The 19,964-nt window shown below is 42.7% G+C and carries 13 protein-coding genes; 6 read left to right on the top strand and 7 right to left on the bottom strand.

The window, feature by feature from the left end; genetic code table 11:
* Positions 1 to 96: 96 nt before the first annotated feature.
* From AC0L6H_RS08000 to AC0L6H_RS08010, 3 genes are all read left to right on the top strand, one after another.
* Positions 97 to 1,335, top strand: coding sequence for an efflux RND transporter periplasmic adaptor subunit (locus AC0L6H_RS08000; RefSeq protein ID WP_473393641.1), 1,239 nt, complete (start codon positions 97 to 99; stop codon positions 1,333 to 1,335).
* A complete protein-coding gene (locus AC0L6H_RS08005) occupies positions 1,332 to 4,490 on the top strand; it encodes an efflux RND transporter permease subunit (RefSeq protein WP_473393642.1) in 3,159 nt (1,052 codons plus the stop codon). Before AC0L6H_RS08000 ends, AC0L6H_RS08005 begins: the two co-directional genes overlap by 4 nt.
* Before the next feature lie 96 nt (positions 4,491 to 4,586).
* Entirely contained in the window at positions 4,587 to 5,291 is a 705-nt protein-coding gene (locus AC0L6H_RS08010; protein ID WP_473393643.1) for a DUF2982 domain-containing protein, read from the top strand.
* A 19-nt stretch (positions 5,292 to 5,310) separates the two neighbouring features.
* Here AC0L6H_RS08010 and AC0L6H_RS08015 read toward each other — a convergent pair whose 3' ends face one another.
* Positions 5,311 to 8,472: a hybrid sensor histidine kinase/response regulator gene (locus AC0L6H_RS08015; protein ID WP_473393645.1), complete on the bottom strand. Its 3,162-nt coding sequence runs from the start codon at positions 8,470 to 8,472 to the stop codon at positions 5,311 to 5,313.
* A gap of 203 nt (positions 8,473 to 8,675) precedes the next feature.
* Between AC0L6H_RS08015 and parC the strand changes: the two genes are divergently transcribed.
* Positions 8,676 to 10,991 (top strand): DNA topoisomerase IV subunit A, encoded by a 2,316-nt coding sequence (gene parC / locus AC0L6H_RS08020; RefSeq protein ID WP_473393646.1) that lies wholly within the window; start codon positions 8,676 to 8,678, stop codon positions 10,989 to 10,991.
* 17 nt (positions 10,992 to 11,008) lie between these two features.
* Here parC and AC0L6H_RS08025 read toward each other — a convergent pair whose 3' ends face one another.
* A complete protein-coding gene (locus AC0L6H_RS08025; protein WP_473393648.1) occupies positions 11,009 to 12,919 on the bottom strand; it encodes a methyl-accepting chemotaxis protein in 1,911 nt (636 codons plus the stop codon).
* Between the two features lie 219 nt (positions 12,920 to 13,138).
* Between AC0L6H_RS08025 and AC0L6H_RS08030 the strand changes: the two genes are divergently transcribed.
* Positions 13,139 to 13,456: a hypothetical protein gene (locus AC0L6H_RS08030; protein ID WP_473393649.1), complete on the top strand. Its 318-nt coding sequence runs from the start codon at positions 13,139 to 13,141 to the stop codon at positions 13,454 to 13,456.
* Between the two features lie 24 nt (positions 13,457 to 13,480).
* Here the strand turns inward: AC0L6H_RS08030 and AC0L6H_RS08035 are convergent, their stop codons facing one another.
* Together AC0L6H_RS08035 and AC0L6H_RS08040 are read right to left on the bottom strand one after the other, a co-directional pair.
* Positions 13,481 to 14,509 (bottom strand): GGDEF domain-containing protein, encoded by a 1,029-nt coding sequence (locus AC0L6H_RS08035; RefSeq protein ID WP_473393651.1) that lies wholly within the window; start codon positions 14,507 to 14,509, stop codon positions 13,481 to 13,483.
* 323 nt (positions 14,510 to 14,832) lie between these two features.
* A complete protein-coding gene (locus AC0L6H_RS08040) occupies positions 14,833 to 15,516 on the bottom strand; it encodes a thioredoxin family protein (RefSeq protein WP_473393652.1) in 684 nt (227 codons plus the stop codon).
* Positions 15,517 to 15,603: 87 nt separating this feature from the next.
* On the opposite strand from AC0L6H_RS08040, the gene AC0L6H_RS08045 reads away from it, so the two are divergent.
* Complete coding sequence (locus tag AC0L6H_RS08045) at positions 15,604 to 15,966, top strand: DUF2750 domain-containing protein (protein WP_473393653.1); 363 nt, start codon at positions 15,604 to 15,606, stop codon at positions 15,964 to 15,966.
* A gap of 85 nt (positions 15,967 to 16,051) precedes the next feature.
* Here the strand turns inward: AC0L6H_RS08045 and astD are convergent, their stop codons facing one another.
* Genes astD through AC0L6H_RS08060 form a run of 3 tightly spaced genes read right to left on the bottom strand, consistent with a single transcriptional unit; the run spans position 16,052 to position 19,800 of the window.
* Positions 16,052 to 17,527 (bottom strand): succinylglutamate-semialdehyde dehydrogenase, encoded by a 1,476-nt coding sequence (astD, locus tag AC0L6H_RS08050; protein ID WP_473393655.1) that lies wholly within the window; start codon positions 17,525 to 17,527, stop codon positions 16,052 to 16,054.
* Positions 17,528 to 17,540: 13 nt separating this feature from the next.
* Complete coding sequence (gene astA, locus AC0L6H_RS08055) at positions 17,541 to 18,581, bottom strand: arginine N-succinyltransferase (protein WP_473393656.1); 1,041 nt, start codon at positions 18,579 to 18,581, stop codon at positions 17,541 to 17,543.
* Positions 18,582 to 18,591: 10 nt separating this feature from the next.
* Positions 18,592 to 19,800, bottom strand: a complete 1,209-nt coding sequence (locus AC0L6H_RS08060; RefSeq protein WP_473393657.1) for an aspartate aminotransferase family protein — start codon at positions 19,798 to 19,800, stop codon at positions 18,592 to 18,594.
* Between the last annotated feature and the right edge of the window lie 164 nt (positions 19,801 to 19,964).

Genomic DNA, 19,964 nt, shown 5'->3' on the forward strand with positions numbered 1-19,964 from the left:
ATGCGCTCTTAACGTAGACACAATATTGTTCATTTACAGCTTTTACGCAAATCGTGAGCGTCGCGAAGCTAATTGTCACTTTTTATTGGGAAAAATATGCTTGAGCCAAACACAACTACTTCGCAAGCAACTTCAGCACAATCGAGTTCTTCGGCGCATGCAAAACCGAACAAAGGGCTTTTGATTGTTATCACCGTGATATGTTTTGCCTTGCTAACAATATTGATGATTTTTTCTGGAAATCAGTCTGCACTCGCTTTAGACGAGAATAAACTTCTGGTAACGCAGCAGGCAAAAGTTGAAGCGAGCACCATACGCATTCAAAAAAGCTATCTAAAACCACGCGTAGTCTATGGGCAAATAGCGTCTGTTCAACAGTCTGATATTGGCTTTGAATTAAATGGTACTTTAGATCAAACAAGCGTGCTTGAAGGTGCACTGGTGAGCAAAGGTCAAGTCTTAGCTAAGCTTGATACAGCCCGCTTAGAGGCGCGCAAAAACGAACTGCAAAGCGCGCTAGTCAGTGCCAAGGCAAATGCGAAATTAGCAAAATTATCCGCCCAGCGTGTGCGTCAGCTTGTCCAAAAGAAATTGGAGCCTCAACAGCGCTTAGATGAAGTACAAGCACAGTTAGATGCTGCACAAGCAGCAAGCAGCGAAGTGCAGGCTCGTCTTGATAGCTTACAAGTTGAACTCGAAAAATCGGTATTGTTAGCGCCTTTTGATGGGCAGATAGTCGCAAAGTATATCGACTCGGGCACGGTCGTTAGTCCAGCAGCGCCGGTATTTTCAATTCTTGCAAAAGAGTTATTAGAAGCGCGTTTTGGTTTACCAGAGCAAACTGCCTTCGGCTTGTCTGTGGGTGAGACGCGAGAATTACGCATTCAAGGCCAGCCATTTTTAGCTGAAGTTACGTCTGTTGCAAAACAGCGTAACCAAGCCACACGCACAATAGACGCATTATTTTCAATTGATATTAATGCATTAAACGAACAACAAAGAGCCGTGATTGTGTCAGGTGATTTAGTCTCATTAACGGTCGATATACCTGTACAAAGCACGGGTGCTTGGGTGCCAATTTCTTCCTTAGCTAGCGGGGTTCGTGGCTTGTGGACTTTGTACATTATTGGCGCTGACAACACCATTCAAACGCGTTTAGTATCGGTAGAATATGCCGACGCAAACAAAGCCTTCGTCAGCGGCGCGATAAAAGATGGAGACAGACTCGTTGTGTCGGGCATTCATCGATTAGTTCCTCATCAAAGTGTGAAGAATATTATCGACGTGAATCTTGAGTTAGCCTTGGCACAAAGCGAAAAGGCAGCGAAAATATGAGTGAACATTCAAACCAAGGAGCGTTTGAAAACCCGCCTTGGTACACTGCTTTTTATCGCAAGGGTCACCTTCTTGCGCTAAGTATCATCATCATCTTAGTGGCGGGTCTATCTGCAGTAAACACACTGCCACGACTAGAAGATCCGCGCATAGATTTGCGCAACGTTATTGTCCTGACCAGCTATCCAGGTGCATCTGCTGAACGTGTAGAAGCACTAATTAGTGACGTATTAGAAGATGAATTGCGACAACTCTTTGAAATAAAAGAGATTAAGTCGACTTCAAAAGCGGGGTTCTCGTCGCTTTCTATAGAGCTACAAGACTCAATTGATGGCGATAGTAATCAACAAGTTTTTTCTAAAATACGCGATGCTATTGATGATGCATCAAAGCGCTTTCCAGCGGGTGCAGGACAAGCGATATTAGAAGACAAACGAGGTGCCACTGCATTTACGGTGCTGCTATCAATCAAAGCCAAGTATCCTGAAAACACCCAGCTCACTCAAGTTGGTCGTATGGCCAGTGAGCTTTCTGATCGCATTCGCAATGTAGCTGGCACTGAATTGGTCAGAATTTATGGCGAACCGGTAGAAGAAATTACCGTTACTATTGATCCTCAGCAACTTGCGCTTAGTGGTTTGTCACTTCAAGAAGTGAGTCAGCGGATAGAATTAGCTGATCCTAAATTGCCGGCAGGTGTGGTTAGAACGCCAACACAAGATATGCGTTTGCAAGTCTCGCAGCCCATACAAAGCACTGCTGTGCTCGCTCAAGTCCCATTGCAAACCATTGATGGTAACTATTTACGATTACAAGACATCGCCACGATTGAAAAAGGTCCGGCGATGCCGTTTACAGAAATAGCCTTACTCGACGGCGAACGCACGATTTTTGTTGCGGCTCGTATGCAAACCACGGTAAGAGTCGACAAGTGGACTGAAGGCGTTGCTTTGAAACTGGCGCAATTCAATGAAGATTTTGGCGATTCCTTTAACGCTGAGATGATCTTTGAACAAAACAAATATACCGAAGCTAGACTAGGGGAATTAAGTGGCAATTTACTCCTAGGCAGTGCGGTAGTTATGCTTGTCGTATTGTTTTTTATGGGTGTTAAAGCGTCGTGGATTGTGGGATTAGCCTTGCCCTTGTGCGCAAGTTTTGCGGTGTTTAGTCTCAGTTTCTTTAATCAACAAATTCACCAAATGTCGATTTTTGGGATCATTATTGCTATTGGCTTATTAATTGACAATGCCATTGTTATCACAGATGAAATAAGGCTTAACCTACTTGATAAAACAAAATCTCGAATTGAGGTTTTACAAAAAAGTGTGAGTCATTTATTTTCTCCTCTGCTGGCGTCTACCTTAACGACTATCTTAGGATTTATGCCCATATTTTTATTAGCCGGAAACATTGGTGATTTTATTGGGCCTATTGCAATAAGCGTGGTAATGGCCTTACTAGGTTCTTTGGCTATTTCGTTGACCTTAATTGCAGGCTTGGCGGCCCGATATTTGCCCAGAACTAGCGATATTTCTGCACCTTGGTATAAAAGTGGATTTCAAATGCCAGAGGTATCTTATGCCTTTCGCGAACTCATTGGCAAAGCCATAAAACGGCCTATTTTAGTTTTGCCGGTCGTTGTTGTACTGTGCCTAAAGGGCTTTGTGTTGGCGCAACAACTTGCCAATGTTTTTTTCCCCAGTGCGGATCGCGATCAGTTTGAAATTTATGTCATTATGCCCGAAGGAGCGAGTATCGATTACACCTATCAAAACGCACTCAAAGCAGACGACTTTATAAGCAAAAAACAAGGAATAAAACAGGTTACATGGATGATCGGCGGCTCGACACCGTCGGTATATTACAACCAAGTCATGTCGCGCGATAACGCACCAAATTTCGCTAACGCGGTCATTAGCACTGAATCTGTAGCATTGGCCGATACCTTGGTGGTGGACTTACAATATGAGTTACAAGATGCGTTGCCAAATGCTAAAGTTATTGTACGCAAATTTGGTCAAGGACCGCCTATTGCGGCGCCAATAGAAGTTGATATTTATGGCACTGACCTTGATGTGCTTGACGAGTTAGGCAAACAAGTGCGCGTCGCAATGTCGAAAGTACCTGGGCTGACACAATCTTTAGTGTCGATAAGCGCGGGCGAGCCTGAAATTATTTTAGATGTTAGTGAAAACCAATCATATTTGTCTGCGCTTACGCTCTCGCAGATAGCGCAACAACTTCAGGCCTCGCTATCAGGGCGCACAGGCGGCTCAATTTTAGAAGGGACGGAAGAACTCAATATTCGTGTCCAAGTTGCTGAGGAAAAACGCAACACTTTGACCCAAATAGATGCTATGCCCTTAGTAACAGGGCAAGGAAGCAATAAGCAAGTCTTAGGCGTTGGTGCCTTAGGTAAGTTGAGTATAAAACCCAGCATAAGTGGTATCACGCGTTATGACGGCGAGCGGCTTAATAAAATTCAGGCGTATTTATTGCCCAGTATCGCGGCGGTGAGCGCAAGTGAGCAGTTGCGCGCCATTATTGATGATAGTATTACGTTACCGCCAGGCTATCGTATTAAAATGGCTGGTGACGCTGATGAGCAAAAACAAGCTTTGGGTCAACTTGCTACTTATTTGCCGGTCTTACTAGTGCTTATGATTACCGCACTTATTTTAAGTTTCGCGAGTGTGCGCTTTGCCGTGGTGATTGGTGTTGTGGCTATTTTATCAGTAGGGCTAGGCTTTTTCAGTCTATGGCTGTCGGGCTTGCCCATCGGATTTAACCCATTATTAGGTAGTGCAGGACTTATTGGTGTTGCTATCAACGGCTCAATTGTGGTGATTGCAGCTATTGCAGCAAACCCCGATGCAATGAAAGGCAATACGATTGCAATTGTGGATGAAACCATGAGCTGTAGCCGACATATATTGTCGACCACCTTTACGACCGTTGGCGGGCTTATTCCGCTGCTTTTGTTTAGTGAAGGTACTTTCTGGCCGCCTCTAGCCGTTGTATTGGCCGGTGGCGTTGGCTTTTCTGTGATACTCTCGTTAGTATTTACACCTGTATTGGTGGCGCTACTATGTCGCTTACGTCACCGTCGACAAAGCCGTAAAACAACAGGCTTAAGTTTACAAACATCATGAAAAAATTGAAAGATTGGTGGCAGACAGATTGTGCTTTTTGTAAGCGAACACGGTATATCATATTATGGGCAATTATTATGATGATTTTTTATTTTTATGTCTGGCAATAATTTACAATCTGACGCAATTTACATTCGAGGCGCAGCCTCTAACAACGGGATAACCACCTTACTAGTCGGGGCGGTTGTCGCACTGGTAGGCACGCTTATCATTGTGCTTCTGCCCCAACTCTTCTTTTTAGTGGGCATTTTATTTTTAAGTGGCAGCATCATTGCTTTCGTGATGGGCTTTTACAAACTTCGTGAGCCCAAATACAGTCTTGAGATCACAAAAGAAGCTATTATTTATCATCACCGAAAAGGCAACTGGCGAATTGATTGGGAAAATCTCCAACGTGTAGACGTCCCAAGGGTTCACAAAGGGCTAGAGCACGTGGATTTAGAAATGGTGGGTTTTCGATTGCGTGATCCTGAACGTTTTATTAGTGATATTTCATTGCGATTGATTACGCATCTATTGATGGAACAAAAACCCCTTGTTACCCAAGTTGTGCAAAGCGATTGTCACTCTGGACAGTGCCATAGCGATGACATCATTGATGATGTTAAATATAAATGCCAAGACGGAAGTCTGTTCACTGGTATCACTGCTATGTTTGCCAATAGAATGCGTAAACTTCAACAAGGATTAGGCTACGACATCTATCTATCGGTTAATGATTTAGACCGAGGTGGTGTTGAATTTGTCGCATTGTTGCGAGAATGCCAAGAAACGCTACTTGCCGAAAACAAAAGCCAATAAAGGATTAGCCAGATAGTACTTACTGAACAAGACTTTTTCGAATTTTGGGCCATTCTTCTATGACCTGTTCTATTTCGAGCAATAGCTTTGATATCGCGTAGGGATGCTCCTCAAACTTGCCTGTTTTTAAGATGGTTTGTACTCTATCACAATAGTTTTGTAGTTTTGGGACACCAGTATAGCAACACGCCCCATGCAGTTTGTGGATACTTTCTAAGACGATTTCGGGGCGTTGTTCAGCCCATCCTGATTCAATTTCATTAGCGTGTGATTGAAGCCTGTCGGTAAATGAATCTAAATAGTCTATTGCAGATTCTTTATTGTCATAACAAAGTTTCAAAGCCATGTCCCAATCAATGGGGTTTGGGTACAAATGGTTTTCTTCGTCATCAATGTTCTGTTCATTTGTTTGTTCGCACCATGTATGGATGAGCGTAATTAGGCCTTCTAGTTTGATGGGTTTAGGTAAAAAGTCATCCATCCCTGAATCTAAGAAATGTTGCTGCTCTTTTTCCATTGCATGCGCTGTCACCGCTACAATGGGTGTTCCAATGTTTAAGGGGGTTTTACGAATAAAGCGCGTCGTTTCTAAACCGTCCATGTCGGGCATCTGAATATCCATTAAAATTAAATCGTATTCAATTTCTTGGCAGCGCGCGATAGCGCTTTTTCCATCATAAGCTACGTCAAGGGTGATAGGGGTATCTTTTAGCCAAGTTTGTAGTAAACGTAAGTTGAGTTCCATGTCATCGACTGCCAACATTCGTATACAAGGCAATGGGTTGGACTCTTCGTCAACGGCTCTTTCCTTGGGTTTTGTATGAGTTGCACTAATGTCCTCTAGTTTACGTGTAGTGAGGGGCATTCTTATAAATTTTGCATGCGCTAACGAAGCTGTTGAGCTCAATCTATTTGGCTCAGGACCTGAATACATAAAGACAAGATTGGTGATATCAAAAGAGGCAAGTTGCTCCATAATTTCATTTCGGTGGTCGATATTTCTGAACGCAAGCGCGACAAAAACGTGGTCACTACCCACTACATATTCATGCAATTGACTTATTTGGGTGATGTCGATTGTCTCAAAACCTACTTCTTCCAGTTGCATTCTGGCTGCTTTGCGAGACTCATCCCAATGATCGACCACAAAAGCTCGACGTCCTTCAAATATTCGTTTTTTCGATAATTGAGTCGCGCTATGATCAATAATAAAGGGAATGGTTGCAGTAAATGTACTGCCCTTTGATGGCTCACTCGAGACCGTAATTTTGCCACCCATCAAACTGGTAAGCTCTTGGCAGATTACCAAGCCCAAACCGCTTCCTTGGAATGACCGATTTAGGTCATCGTCAAGTTGGTGAAAAGCAGTAAAGAGCTTGTGAATATCGTTTTGGCTAATACCTATACCACTGTCTTCAACTTTAAATTCAATGATGCATTGTTTTTCAGACTCTTCAATCAGGTTCGCTTTTAATTTGATGTATCCATAGTTGGTAAATTTGTGTGCGTTGCTGAGTAAATTGCTTAGCAACTGTTTTACTTTAAAGGCATCACCTAGCAGAAAGTCAGGTAGCTTGCCTACTTCAAAGATAAACTCTAACTGTTTTAAGTGCGCATTTTTTGACATTAAAGCTGCAACATCTTCAAGTACACTGCGCGGCGAAAAGGGACGAGTGTTTAGGGTCAACTTACCCGCTTCCATTTTTGAAAAATCGAGAATGTCGTTTACCACGGTAAGTAAGTCAGTCGCCGCTGAGTTTATAATCCTGACATGCTCTTCTCGTTCGAGTATATTTTGCTTGTTTTCTAAGGCTTTACTAAAACCCATGATTGCATTGAGAGGCGTTCTGATTTCATGTGACATATTAGCGAGAAATTGCGACTTAACGGCACTGGCTTTTACTGCTTCTTTGCGCGCAATATCCAAATGTACGTTTTGTACTTCTATCACTTCAAAATTGCTAAGGGCATCGCTTTCGGCTTCTTTAACTTCTAACTCTAGGTCGTATTGATTTCTGAGTACCATCGCTAGTAGGAATATGCTGGTTTGAAGTAGCAAGGTGAAATGGAAAATGTGCTGATGAAATGGATTACTGGGAATGATACCGAAAATAAAAAGCGCACTTAAGGTCGAGCCAACAATACAAGAAGCCCAACCGAGCAATAGCGCTCGAGCAGGAGAAAAGCCGTTAATAACTGCGTTGGCAGACAGTATGAAATTAATCAACAGTGCGCCAAAGCCTAGTGCATAAGTAAGGATAAGTTTAATAGGTGATGAAAAAATGGGAATAAAAAACGCAAAAAAGAAAATTAGGTTGCTGAATAAAACATAGATTAATAGTTTGCGTAGTGTTTTATGATAGGTTGTCTCTGGGATTAACATTAAATTTAGCAAAGTCGCGCTAATACTCATGACCATCACTATAGATTCTGCTCTTACGTGTAAATACAGAGTGTTTATCCAATCAAACAAAAGCGAAGAATGCCCGCTCCATAATAGTTGAAAGATGAGCATGACAAAAAGGTGTGCTATATAAAGCAAACTTAATAGATAACGTTTATATAAAAGAAAGGTTAGCGCATACAAAAAGAGCACTAACAAAACGCCGTAGTACATCCCCCAAATACTAAAGTCGAGCATTAATAAGCTTTGATTCGCTGTATCATTTTGTAAATAAATTGGGGCAATCAAACTCATGCTGCTAGAGCGAATATAAATATACATCTCAACGCTAGCCTGACTTGGTAAATTCAATTCGAACGACGGAAGCGGGTAGGGGCTTGTTTTATTTTGTATGCCGTCGGTCATCGAATAAATAAGCTCGCCTTCAGACATGATATAGACTTGCGCATTTTGTAATTGCGAGAAACGGATATCTAACATCCATTTGTTAATGTCAGTACGATTTTCTACGATGCTATATAACCAAGCGCCATTTTGCACAAAGCCAAAGTTAGGTGTTTTGAATTTACGATAGGGTAGTAAATTGCGAGATTTTTTGAATTCGTCAAACGAGAGCACTCTTGATTCTTGGTAATAAACCGAAAACTCTTCAGACAACAACCATGAGCTCACATCGTCTTCAATAGTTATCTTACCGCTAGCACCCCAAGCGAGAAACTGTGCGCTTAAGCAACAAATAAAGGCGATAAATTGTATGTGACGCAAATGTTTACTCAAGGGGCTGTTATGCTTTTGTTTAAAATACGCTACCATGGAGATAATATAAAATGTACAGTGCAATAAGTATAGATAATATTACGTACTTGATTTGGTCCATTTGAGTGACCAAAGCCTAATAAAGGTAGTGATACTGTGTATGCAATGGACAGAAATAAATGCGCTAAGCATTAAAATAACTATAAAGAAAAGAGTCGAGCAATATGAATAACGGCACCACTATTAATAGTGATGGGATTGAGCAAATGTCACTTGGGCGTTTTACCGAAGACGCCTATTTGAATTATTCAATGTATGTAATTATGGATCGCGCACTGCCGCACATTGGTGATGGTTTAAAACCGGTTCAACGGCGCATCATCTATGCGATGTCTGATCTTGGTTTAAGCAATAATGCGAAATACAAAAAGTCAGCGCGTACGGTGGGTGACGTATTAGGTAAATTTCACCCCCATGGTGACTCTGCTTGTTATGAAGCCATGGTGCTGATGGCACAACCTTTTTCTTATCGCTATCCTTTGGTTGACGGTCAGGGCAACTGGGGTGCACCAGACGATCCCAAATCCTTCGCTGCGATGCGATATACCGAAGCAAGACTGTCTAAGTTCAGCGAAGTTTTATTGACCGAGCTAGGTCAGGGAACAGCAGATTGGCAACCAAATTTTGATGGCACCTTAAATGAGCCTTTGGTGTTGCCGTCGCGCCTTCCCCACATTCTTTTAAACGGGATTACCGGTATTGCAGTGGGCATGGCAACAGACATCCCGCCGCATAATGTTCGAGAAATAGCCAATGCATGCGCACATTTACTCGACAACAGTAAAGCTGAACTTGCTGAGTTATTAAACTTTGTGCAAGGACCAGATTATCCCACTGATGCTGAAATAATTACGCCTAAGGCCGATATTGTCAAAATTTACGAAACCGGCCGTGGCTCAATTAAAATGCGCGCTGTGTTTCATGAGGACAACGGCGAAGTGATTGTAACAGCCCTGCCACATCAAGCATCGGGCGCAAAAATCATGGAACAAATCGCCGCGCAGATGCAAGCCAAAAAGCTGCCGATGGTGTCGGACTTGCGTGATGAATCAGATCATGAAAACCCAACTCGCTTAGTGGTAACACCTCGCTCCAACCGAGTGGATATTGAACAGCTAATGCAGCATTTATTTGCCACCACCGACCTCGAAAAAAGCTATCGCATCAACATTAATATGATTGGTCTTGATGGGCGCCCGCAAGTCAAAGGCTTAACAACCATTTTGAATGAATGGTTGGTGTTTCGTAAAAATACGGTTACGCGCAGATTACAGTACAGACTCGATAAAATATTGGCTCGCCTACATATTCTTGAAGGCTTATTAATTGCCTTTTTAAATATTGATGAAGTCATCGAGATTATTCGTTATCAAGACGAACCTAAAAAAGAGTTAATGAGCCGCTTTAATTTGTCAGATAAGCAGGCTGAGGCAATTCTAGAGTTAAAGCTACGTCATTTAGCCAAACTTGAAGAAATGAAAATTACCGGTGAGCAAGAAGAGCTCGCCAAAGAACGAGATGCCCTGCAATTATTACTTGGCTCAGATAGACGGTTAAAAACGCTAATTAAGAAAGAAATTTTAGCTGATGCCGAAACCTATGGTGATGATAGGCGAAGCCCTATAGTCGCTCGAAGTGAAGCAAAAGCACTGTCTGAAAAAGAGCTTCTCCCTTCAGAGCCAGTCACCGTTGTACTTTCGGAAAAAGGCTGGGCTCGTTGTGCTAAAGGTCATGATATTGATGTGGCTGGATTGAGTTATAAATCAGGCGATGCTTACCTCTCTAGTGCCAAAGGCAGAAGCAACCAATTGTCTGTCTTCCTTGACTCGGGAGGTCGCAGTTTTGCTTGCGATGCGCATTCTTTGCCTTCTGCACGAAGCCAAGGAGAGCCATTGACTGGTCGCTTTGCTATTGTCGCAGGAGAGCGTGCTGAATTTGTTGTAATGGCACAAGACCAGCAACAATTTTTGATAGGCTCTGATGCAGGCTATGGTTTTGTTTCAAGTTTTGAAGACATGGTCACGAAAAATAAAGCCGGTAAGGCCTTTGTATCGTTACCAGCTGCAGCGAAAATATTAGCGCCAATACCTATTACCAATGTCGAAACTGATTGGTGTTTAAGTATTTCTAATGCTGGAAGAATGTTGTTATTCCCGTTACGCGATTTACCCATTCTCGGTAAAGGAAAGGGCAATAAGTTAATGAACATCCCGTCAGCCAAAGCAAAAACCCGCGAGGAATATTTAACTCACCTAACTGTGGTGCCTGATGGTGCTAGTGTGAAAGTCATTGCAGGTAAGCGTGGGATGTTACTCTCGCCAAGCGATTTGAGTCATTACTTTGGTGAACGCGGCCGTCGTGGAAATAAACTGCCTCGCGGCTTACAGCGTGTTGACGAAATTGAAATAGAACTCGCCAAAGCAAAAGCCCCAGCGCCAAGCATTGATGATGATTCTGGCGCTCAAACGCCACCTGAATAAGTGTAGAATTGAGCGCATTATTTGCGCTCAAACACGACTTTGCCTAAATTCATAGATAGCGTGTTTAGGGCCTCAGTTTGAGCCGCAATTTGTTCAATTTTTGCCACATTTTGTTGAGAACTGTCGCGTATTTGTGTCATAGCTATGTCGATTTGATCCAGTTTACTCGATTGTGATTGAGTCGACTCAAAGACATTTTGGTTGGTTTTTGAGATAAGCGTGAATTGGTCGCTATTTTGACTCAGGGTTTTCTCTGCTTTGTCAATCGACAACACGGTGGATTCTGATTGCTGTGTTATTTTATCTATTTCTGCGGTTGCCGTTGCCGATGTCGTATTTAGTTTATCCATAATACGCTGCACTTCGCTAGTTGATTCAGAGGTACGTTTTGCTAGGTTTCTTACTTCGTCAGCAACCACCGCAAAGCCTCGGCCTTGCTCTCCAGCGCGAGCCGCTTCAATGGCCGCATTTAAGGCAAGAAGGTTTGTTTGCTCTGAAATACCTTCGATAACTTGTAATACATTAGCGATGGTTTCTGTGTTTTCAGTCAATGATTTAATCACTAAGGAAACGTCTTGTATTTTTTGCGCAAGCTCTTCAATGTCAACCTTGGTGTTGGCAATTGACTCACTAACGACTATTCCGTCAGCACTTAGTTTAGAGCTAACCTCTGAAGCATCTTGTGCTTGTTTAGCTATTTCATTTGATTCCATATTAATGCTGGCGATTGAAGATGAAACATCCAAGGTTCTGCGTGCGTTGCTGCCTATTTCATTCATGGTACTTGAGGTGTTTTGGTCGAGCAGACTGGCTATCCCTTTTAAATCTTCACTGGTTGCTGCTATTTCAGAGAACATAGTGTCGAGTTTACCGATAAACTCATTATAGCCGGTCGCAACGATATTAAATTCATGCTGGCTTTGGCGAGGGAGGCGATATTTTAGGTCTGTTTTCCCAGCACCTAAGTCTGCGAACACACTTTCGATTTGCTTGATTGGTTTAGTAATAGAACTCGCCAATGCGACTGCTGCCACTATACTTACAAGCACAATGACAAGTGCAAATAGGATCACTTGCCATATAAATGATGATAGCTGAGCAAACATTTCATGATGAGGGATTTGTGCCACCAAAAACCAATCCATGCTCGCGATATAAGCCGTCGCAACTATGGTTTTTTCGCCGTTATAGCTTGTAACAATTTGGGAATATTTATTTTTGTCGAGTAGTGTCGACGAAGAAACAGCGCCAAATAAGTTGTTTACTGATTTGCCAATGTTATCTTTATTTTTGTGTAATTGAACAATACCTGCGCTATCTACCAAATAAACGAAACCGCTTTTTTCAAGTTTAAAGCTATTGAGCATATTGACGACATCGTCAAAGGATTTTGAGGTGCCAGACAGTCCTCTACCATTCGTTTGTTGGTAGTTGACGTAAAGGTCGACTTTGCCGGTGTTAGGATCGTTGTAAACGCTCGACATTGTTTCTTCTTTACTGGCGGTATAGGCGAAAAACCAAGCGTCTGCGCTATCATTTTGAAGTGTACGAAGAAAGCCGTCTTGATTCCAGTAATTAGCGCTTTGTCGGTCAGCGAAAGACGTTGAAGTTAAGTTGTGGCTATCTGCAATATTCTTAAGTTTTGTTACCACTAAGGCTTCAGTATTTTTGGGAGAACCTTGTTCGAGCCACTCTAATAAGAAGGGGTCGTTTGCTATTTGTTGCGCAATAAGTTGCATTTTTTCAATGTCGGCATTGATTTGATTGCTCACATTACTGACAATGTTAGGAAGTTCAGTGTTTAGCAACCTATTTTCAATTGTACTTTTTGAAGAGACAACACTCATTGTGCCAACTGAAATTGCAGTCACCAATACAAATAGTGTAATCGTAAATACTATTTTTTGGCGTATTGAAAGTTGATTCATTTATGGTCCTATATCTAATAAACAGGCGGCGCTGTATTTTTGACGCGTGGAGGTAAAACTTTTTGATAAAAACTATTTAGCATTTTTTATGCCATTAGTAGCAATTTAGAATAGGCAATGGGAACTAACTTTATTGTTTGTGTTGGACAAGCAAATTAGTTGCTACTAATGTAGAGTAGCTACGTAAAAATAAGCATGACTTTAGTTAGGGAAATAGAAATGATGATGCGTAAAAAATGGTTTGTAGTCAGTTTAATGTTAAGTTCTGTACTTAGTTATGGCTGTATGTCTAAAGAAGTGGTAACGAACGAACAACAAAAACGAATGCAACGATGTGAACAATATACAGATCGTGACCGCGAGGACTGTCTACGAGGCGAGCATGTCACTATTGAAGATTATAAAGATGACTACAAGGACTTTAAGAAAGAACAACAAAAAGTTAATACAAAGGATAAACAAAAGCTCATCTTAGCTACGCCACCAGTAGTGAGTGAAAAGGAAACAGAAGATAAGCCAGAAGATAAGCCGCGCTAAAACGGGCACTAAGTTCAGTTGGCTTTATTTTGCCAACTGGACCTGATTTCTACCTTCGTCTTTTGCAACGTATAGCGCTTGATCTGCTCGTTCTATAATTTGCGCCAATATTTCTTCACCGCTGCGTGAGGCAAGGCCAAATGAAGCGGTCACACTTGGCAACTTCTCGCCGGTTTTTTTATGTTTAAAGACCATTGTTGCCAGTTTTTCCCTAATATTTTCGGCAACCACCTGCGCTTCTTCAATACTAAAGTTTGGGCAAAGCATGGCAAATTCTTCTCCACCAAAACGAACAGGCACAATTGAATTTGGGCATTCCTTTTTCAACAGGTCAGCGACAAATTTTAACACCTGATCACCTACGGGATGGCCGTGGGTATCGTTAAACATTTTAAACTTATCAATATCCATAATGATGAAACTAAGATTGCCGGTGGTGCTTGGATCATCCATAAACTGACAATATATTGCTTCTAACACGCGTCGATTACACAAGCCGGTGAGTGGATCTGTATTTGCTTCTTGTCGACTTTTTTCTAGCTCTGCTTTGAGCGCATTAATTTCATTTTGGGCGCTAGATAGTTGCCCATGGAACTGTTGATTAGCATCGTAAATTGCATTTGCGTTGGCGTTCAATTCACTTAATACAGGACGTAAAGAGGCTTCGATGTCACCACCTTCTAGTGCTGATATGTTGTCTTTTAATGCCGCTGAATATCCATTGGTTTGTTCTGTCGTTTGGTTAAGTGAATCAGATAGATTGTCGACTAACAGAGAAATGGCCTTTTGAAAGCTTTCTACTTTCTCTTCGTTTGTATTGTCTAGTTTACTAATATGTTCGATGAATAAGGATTCACCCACTTTTGGAGGGCAGGTGCCGTAACGTTCAATCGCATGGTCTAACTCTTCATTTAACTTGGGAAACGTATCGGAATAGTAGCTATACCACAGCGTATAATTTAGTGGGTTTGGGACTATATTATGTTTTACCATAGCCGGTATGGCTTGGCGAAGGTAATTAGCCGCTTGACCTGAATCGTCAGAAAATTTCATTAATATTCTCTTCTACATCGATTGATTGACAATTCCATTTGTGATGATTCCACTACCTTGTGGAAATCATGGTATCTGCGCCCCTAAAGTACCTAAATCGAAGGAAATCGGGTGCTAAGTGTTAGGTGAATAAACCACATACACGTTTGGGTATCGGCAAGAAACTAAAATTCTTTATGTTGCATCACTAAGTTTTGGCTACATTTAACGTGGTTTATTTTGATAAGATTCCCAGCTAAATGCAGGGTAAACTGGAAAATTTAAGACCTTGTTGGGAGTATTTATGGCTTGTTGGCGAAGAGAAAGGATATCTTTTTGTAAGCTCATGCGATACTGCCTAATTTCTTTCCATTGAGCGATAAATTCATCACTATCAACATTGCTATCGGTCGCTTTTTCAAGTTTGGACTTAGCAATGCGTAAGCCCTCGTTAGGCGAGCGGCGTTGTTTTGCTCAAAGCGGGCAATGGCCTCAACGTGCTGCGCTGGAATGACTTCCGGGACAGGTTGGGGGTTGTTAGCATAAGCGGCAAAGTAGCTTTTATAATCGTCCATGCCAATACTGGCAGCGGCCCCCCAAATATGCATGTCTTTTTCATTTATGATTTGCTCAGTATTCGGATCGATGATCATGACAGTTGGGGTTGCAAAATAATGTGCTTGACCAAAGCGTTGAGTAATATCGCTTAAGTTCTTATAGTAAGCTACATCTACAAAGCTAATATGATAATCCGCGTCTAATTGGCGTGCCAATGCCACATTTTGAAAGTTATCCACTAAGGCTGTGCTGTCATGGCACCATTGTGCCCCCATCACTAACAAAAATAATTTTTGTGAGGCTTGTGCAGCCTCAAGTCCATCTTGCACATCTTGCATAGGATTATTTGATGCGATGTACATGGATGTTGTTGATGTCGTATGCTGAGATGAACATCCCATCGACATTAGGCAAACAGCGACAAGTATAAAGTAGAAACGAGTAGTAACAAATATGGCAGGGCTTTGCATGAATTATATGTATCCTATGTTGAGTGCTATATAATACTCACTATTGCTAGCAAGTATGAACTATTTTAATTGAATAAAGGAAATATTATGACGCAAACGCTTTTGCAGGTTCTGCAATTGTCGCCAGACCAACGTTACGCTTTCTTGTTAAAAGAAGTCAAATTGCACCAGCAAATATGGATCCTGAATGATGCTGACGGCTGCGTAATGCTAAATAGTGAAGACGAAGATTGTGTGCCGGTGTGGCCCGCGAAAGAATACGCAGAATATTGGGCGACGGGAGAGTGGGCACAATGTGAAGCGATGGCTATATCGGTAGATGATTGGTTAGCGCGTTGGACGCCGGGTTTGGAAGGTGACGAGATCAATGTAGCAATATTTCCTAACCCTGACGAAGAAGGGCTAATAGTCTTTCCCGATGTTTTTGATAGCGATTTGCGAAAGGAGTGAAGCGTTTGGCTTACACTCCTTTTGATGGGGTTTCAAATCACTAAATATAGGCAACCTGAGGCGTCAGATCACCTAGCATGAAGACTTATTCTAAGACTAACCCAGGGCTTAAGCTTGCAGGCAGTGTCACTTTATCAAGCTCGACTGAAGCAACAGGATAAGCACAATAGTCAGCAGCGTAATAGGCGCTTGCTCGATGGTTTCCACTATCGCCAATACCGCCGAAAGGAGCTGCACTACTTGCGCCTGTAATAGGACGATTCCAATTAACGATCCCCGCACGAATACGTGGTAGGAAATAGTCATAATCGGCGGCATCGTCAGCTAATAAACCTGCCGATAAACCAAATCGAGTGGCGTTCGCAAGCGCAATGGCGTCGTCGATATCCGTGTAGCGAATCACTTTAAGGAGAGGGCCAAAATGCTCCTCATCTGGAAGTTGCTCGGCAATTTCACTTACATCGATAATGCCCGGCGAAACAAAACCTGTTTTGCTATCGCTATGCTTCATTCTAACTAATGCTTTTGCACCTAAACTTAGCAATTCTTCTTGTGCCGCAACCATCATTGCCGCCGCACGCGCTGATATCATCGCCCCCATAAAGGGTTGTTCTTCAGCATCATAAAACCCAGGCTGCAGCTTTTGCGTCGCGTTCACCAACTTATTTATGAGTTGGTCGCCATATTCACCTGCGGGCACAAATAACTTGCGAGCACAGGTACAGCGCTGGCCACTGGTAATAAAAGCAGATTGAATGATGTCGTGCACCGCACCCAATATGTTATCGACTTTCGTCACAACTAAGGAGTTGTTGCCGCCCATTTCTAAGGCAAGTATTTTACCGGGCTGTCCGGCATATTGTTGATGTAATAGTTTACCGGTTGTTGAACTACCGGTAAAAAACAAACCATCAATTTGTTCATGGCCAGCAAGTGCTTTACCCGTTTCTACTTCCCCTTGAACAAGGTTTAATACGCCGTTGGGAAGTCCTGCTTTTTGCCATAATTGCACTGTGTATTCAGCTACCAAAGGTGTTAAATCACTGGGTTTAAAGACGACGGTGTTGCCAGCTAACAATGCTGGAACAATATGTCCGTTGGGCAGGTGACCAGGGAAGTTGTAAGGACCAAATACGGCGACAACGCCATGTGGGCGATGGCGTAACATGGCCTTACCTGCTGGCATTGGATTTTCGACAGTGCCAGTTCTTTCATGATAAGCACGTTCTGAAATTGCGATTTTACCAATCATGGCGCCCACTTCAGTGGCCGTTTCCCACTGAGGCTTACCGGTTTCTTTAGCAATGATATGCGAAAATTCGACCTTATGCTCATCAAGCAAACTCGCAAATTTCTGCACAATCGTCAAGCGGGTTTCAAAAGGGGTCAAAGACCACTCTACAAAGGCTTGTCTTGCTGCATGCACAGCATCATTGACTTGTTGACCTGAGGCGGCATTGCCAGACCAAACGATTTCATTTTTAGCTGGGTCTGTAGAACGCATTTGATGGCCTTCGCCATTAAGCCATTGACCATTTATATAATGTGTATTATTTGACATTTAAGGCTCCAACTTATTTGTAAGGAGTGAAGTGTGTTGCTGAGTAACGGATTGAATCGCCTTGAGACAAGAGCAAGGCGTCGGCGAGAGCTTGACTCACCAAAACCTTGTCATCAGAAAACTGTTTTAGTTGCCCAACACAGGCTCTGAAATCACGGATGTTGGTATTGATGATAAAAAAGTTATCTAGCGTATTGATATCGAGTACCGGGGATATTTCTACCTTTGCTTCTTTACTTTGACGCACGGTGGTGATGCTATCGATATCAGCTTCTACGGTTGGCCCTGCATCAAAAATATCTACGTAGCCTCGGTATCTGAAACCTTCTTGCTCTAGTAAGCGCAGTGCAGGTTTAGTTTTTTCATGGACTTTACCAATACTTGCTTGCGCGTCTTTGGATAGTAGGTTGACGTAGATTGGATACTTGGGCATGAGTTCTGCGATAAATACTTTGTCACCAATGCCGGTCAAGTAGTCTGCGGTAGGAAAATCTACCGAGAAAAAATGCGCCTCAAGCCACTCCCAAAATGGAGATTTTCCTGCTTCATCCGATACTCCGCGCATTTCTGCTATGACCGTATCTGCGAATCTATGTCGGTGTTGCGCCATAAACAGAAAGCGAAACTTCGACAACAATCGACCGGCTAAGTTTTTGCGCGCACTTTCTTGCAAGAATAAGGTGCATATTTCGCTGACACCAGTGTAATCGTTGCAAAAGGTTAATATCTCTACGGAATTGTGCACACCTAGCTCGCGAGAAGCGTGCACTACCTTGCCCACATGGTAATGATAAAACGCATCCTGCAAGCCAACGGTCGATTCAATTCCCGAAGTACCTACAACTTCACCGGTGTCAGTATCTTCCATGACAAACAAATAACTCTGTTGTCCTGGCGCGTCGGGACACGACGCAAAGGCTTTTTCAGCTGCTGATATTTTGTTTTTAAGCAACGCTTCATTCACCGGTAGTGAGGTAAAACCAATACCAGAATCTTGCGCAATTTTATACAGCGCAGGGTAGTCGCTTTCGCGAATAGGGCGAATTACTAACATGCTTATGTCACTATTTCGCTGCCACAAGCGCAGCAATGCCGCGCTCAAATTTGGCTAAACCCTCAACAATATCTTCATCAGGAATGACAAGTGATGGCGCAAAGCGCACTACGTTTACACCGGCAACCAAGCACATGAGACCTTCGTTGTTCGCGGCCACCATAAAGTCACGTGAACGGCCTTTATATTCATCATTTAAAGCACAGCCCAGTAGCATTCCTTTTCCGCGAATTTCACTAAACACATTATATTTTTCATTGATGCGCGCTAAGTGTTCTCTAAACAAGGCTTCTTTATGGGCAACACCGTTGAGTATTTCAGGGGTATTAACAACATCAAACACTGCCTCAGCTACCGCACACGCCAAGGGGTTGCCGCCATATGTACTGCCGTGAGTACCGGGCTTTAAATGCGCTGCAATTTCTTCGGTTGTTAGCATGGCACCCACTGGGAATCCACCGCCTAAAGATTTTGCGCTGGTTAATATGTCTGGAACTACGCCAAGATTCATATATTCAAATAGTTTACCTGTACGACCCATACCTGATTGTACTTCGTCAAAAATAAGCAGGGCGCCGTGCTTGTCACAAAGTTCGCGTACTCCTTTGACAAACTCAGGGTCTGGCACGATGATTCCGCCTTCGCCTTGCAAAGGTTCCATCATGATTGCGCAAGTCTTCTCTGACATCATGCTGGCAAGCATCTCTAGATTGCCAAATTCACAATGTATTATGTCACCCGGTTTAGGACCAAAGCCATCAGAATAGGCAGGCTGGCCACCCACAGTAACGGTAAAGAAAGTACGTCCGTGAAATCCTTGGTTAAAGGCAATGATTTCACTACGCTCACTACCGTATTTCTCTAGTGCAAAACGTCTAGCTAACTTGAGTGCCGCTTCATTCGCTTCAGCCCCTGAGTTAGCAAAATATACGCGCTCAGCAAAGGTCGCATCGGTAAGTTTTTTAGCTAAACGCAGAGCGGGTTCGTTAGTAAATACATTGCTCAAGTGCCATAGTTTGTTGCCTTGTTCGTTCAAGGCCTTGGTTAAGGCTGGATGGCAATGCCCTAATACATTTACCGCAATGCCGCCGGCAAAATCAATATACTCGTTGTCATGTTGATCCCATACACGTGAACCTTGACCGCGAACTGGAACCATCGCTGCTGGATTATAATTTGGAACCATTACATCATTAAATGTGTCACGAGTTACTTGCATACGGATACCTCATTGGTGTTAGTTATTACTAATTTACAAAGGCTAATAAAAAGTCGGTTACAGCCCTAAAAATGTTGTCATTTTGTACAAATTGGAAAAAGAGTATGCCAGAACTAAAAGCAGAAGTCGCTATGCTTTATATCCGCGAGCCCTTGTTTTTATTG

This window comes from Glaciecola sp. G7-5 (genome assembly GCF_055808975.1).

Bases quoted from the DNA above. Each gene is read 5' to 3' on its own strand.
- AC0L6H_RS08000 (WP_473393641.1), top strand. From the start codon at position 97: ATGCTTGAGCCAAACACAACTACTTCGCAAGCAACTTCAGCACAATCG.
- AC0L6H_RS08005 (WP_473393642.1), top strand. From the start codon at position 1,332: ATGAGTGAACATTCAAACCAAGGAGCGTTTGAAAACCCGCCTTGGTAC.
- AC0L6H_RS08010 (WP_473393643.1), top strand. From the start codon at position 4,587: ATGTCTGGCAATAATTTACAATCTGACGCAATTTACATTCGAGGCGCA.
- parC (WP_473393646.1), top strand. From the start codon at position 8,676: ATGAATAACGGCACCACTATTAATAGTGATGGGATTGAGCAAATGTCA.
- AC0L6H_RS08025 (WP_473393648.1), bottom strand. From the start codon at position 12,919: ATGAATCAACTTTCAATACGCCAAAAAATAGTATTTACGATTACACTA.
- AC0L6H_RS08030 (WP_473393649.1), top strand. From the start codon at position 13,139: ATGATGATGCGTAAAAAATGGTTTGTAGTCAGTTTAATGTTAAGTTCT.
- AC0L6H_RS08035 (WP_473393651.1), bottom strand. From the start codon at position 14,509: ATGAAATTTTCTGACGATTCAGGTCAAGCGGCTAATTACCTTCGCCAA.
- AC0L6H_RS08040 (WP_473393652.1), bottom strand. From the start codon at position 15,516: ATGCAAAGCCCTGCCATATTTGTTACTACTCGTTTCTACTTTATACTT.
- AC0L6H_RS08045 (WP_473393653.1), top strand. From the start codon at position 15,604: ATGACGCAAACGCTTTTGCAGGTTCTGCAATTGTCGCCAGACCAACGT.
- astD (WP_473393655.1), bottom strand. From the start codon at position 17,527: ATGTCAAATAATACACATTATATAAATGGTCAATGGCTTAATGGCGAA.
- astA (WP_473393656.1), bottom strand. From the start codon at position 18,581: ATGTTAGTAATTCGCCCTATTCGCGAAAGCGACTACCCTGCGCTGTAT.
- AC0L6H_RS08060 (WP_473393657.1), bottom strand. From the start codon at position 19,800: ATGCAAGTAACTCGTGACACATTTAATGATGTAATGGTTCCAAATTAT.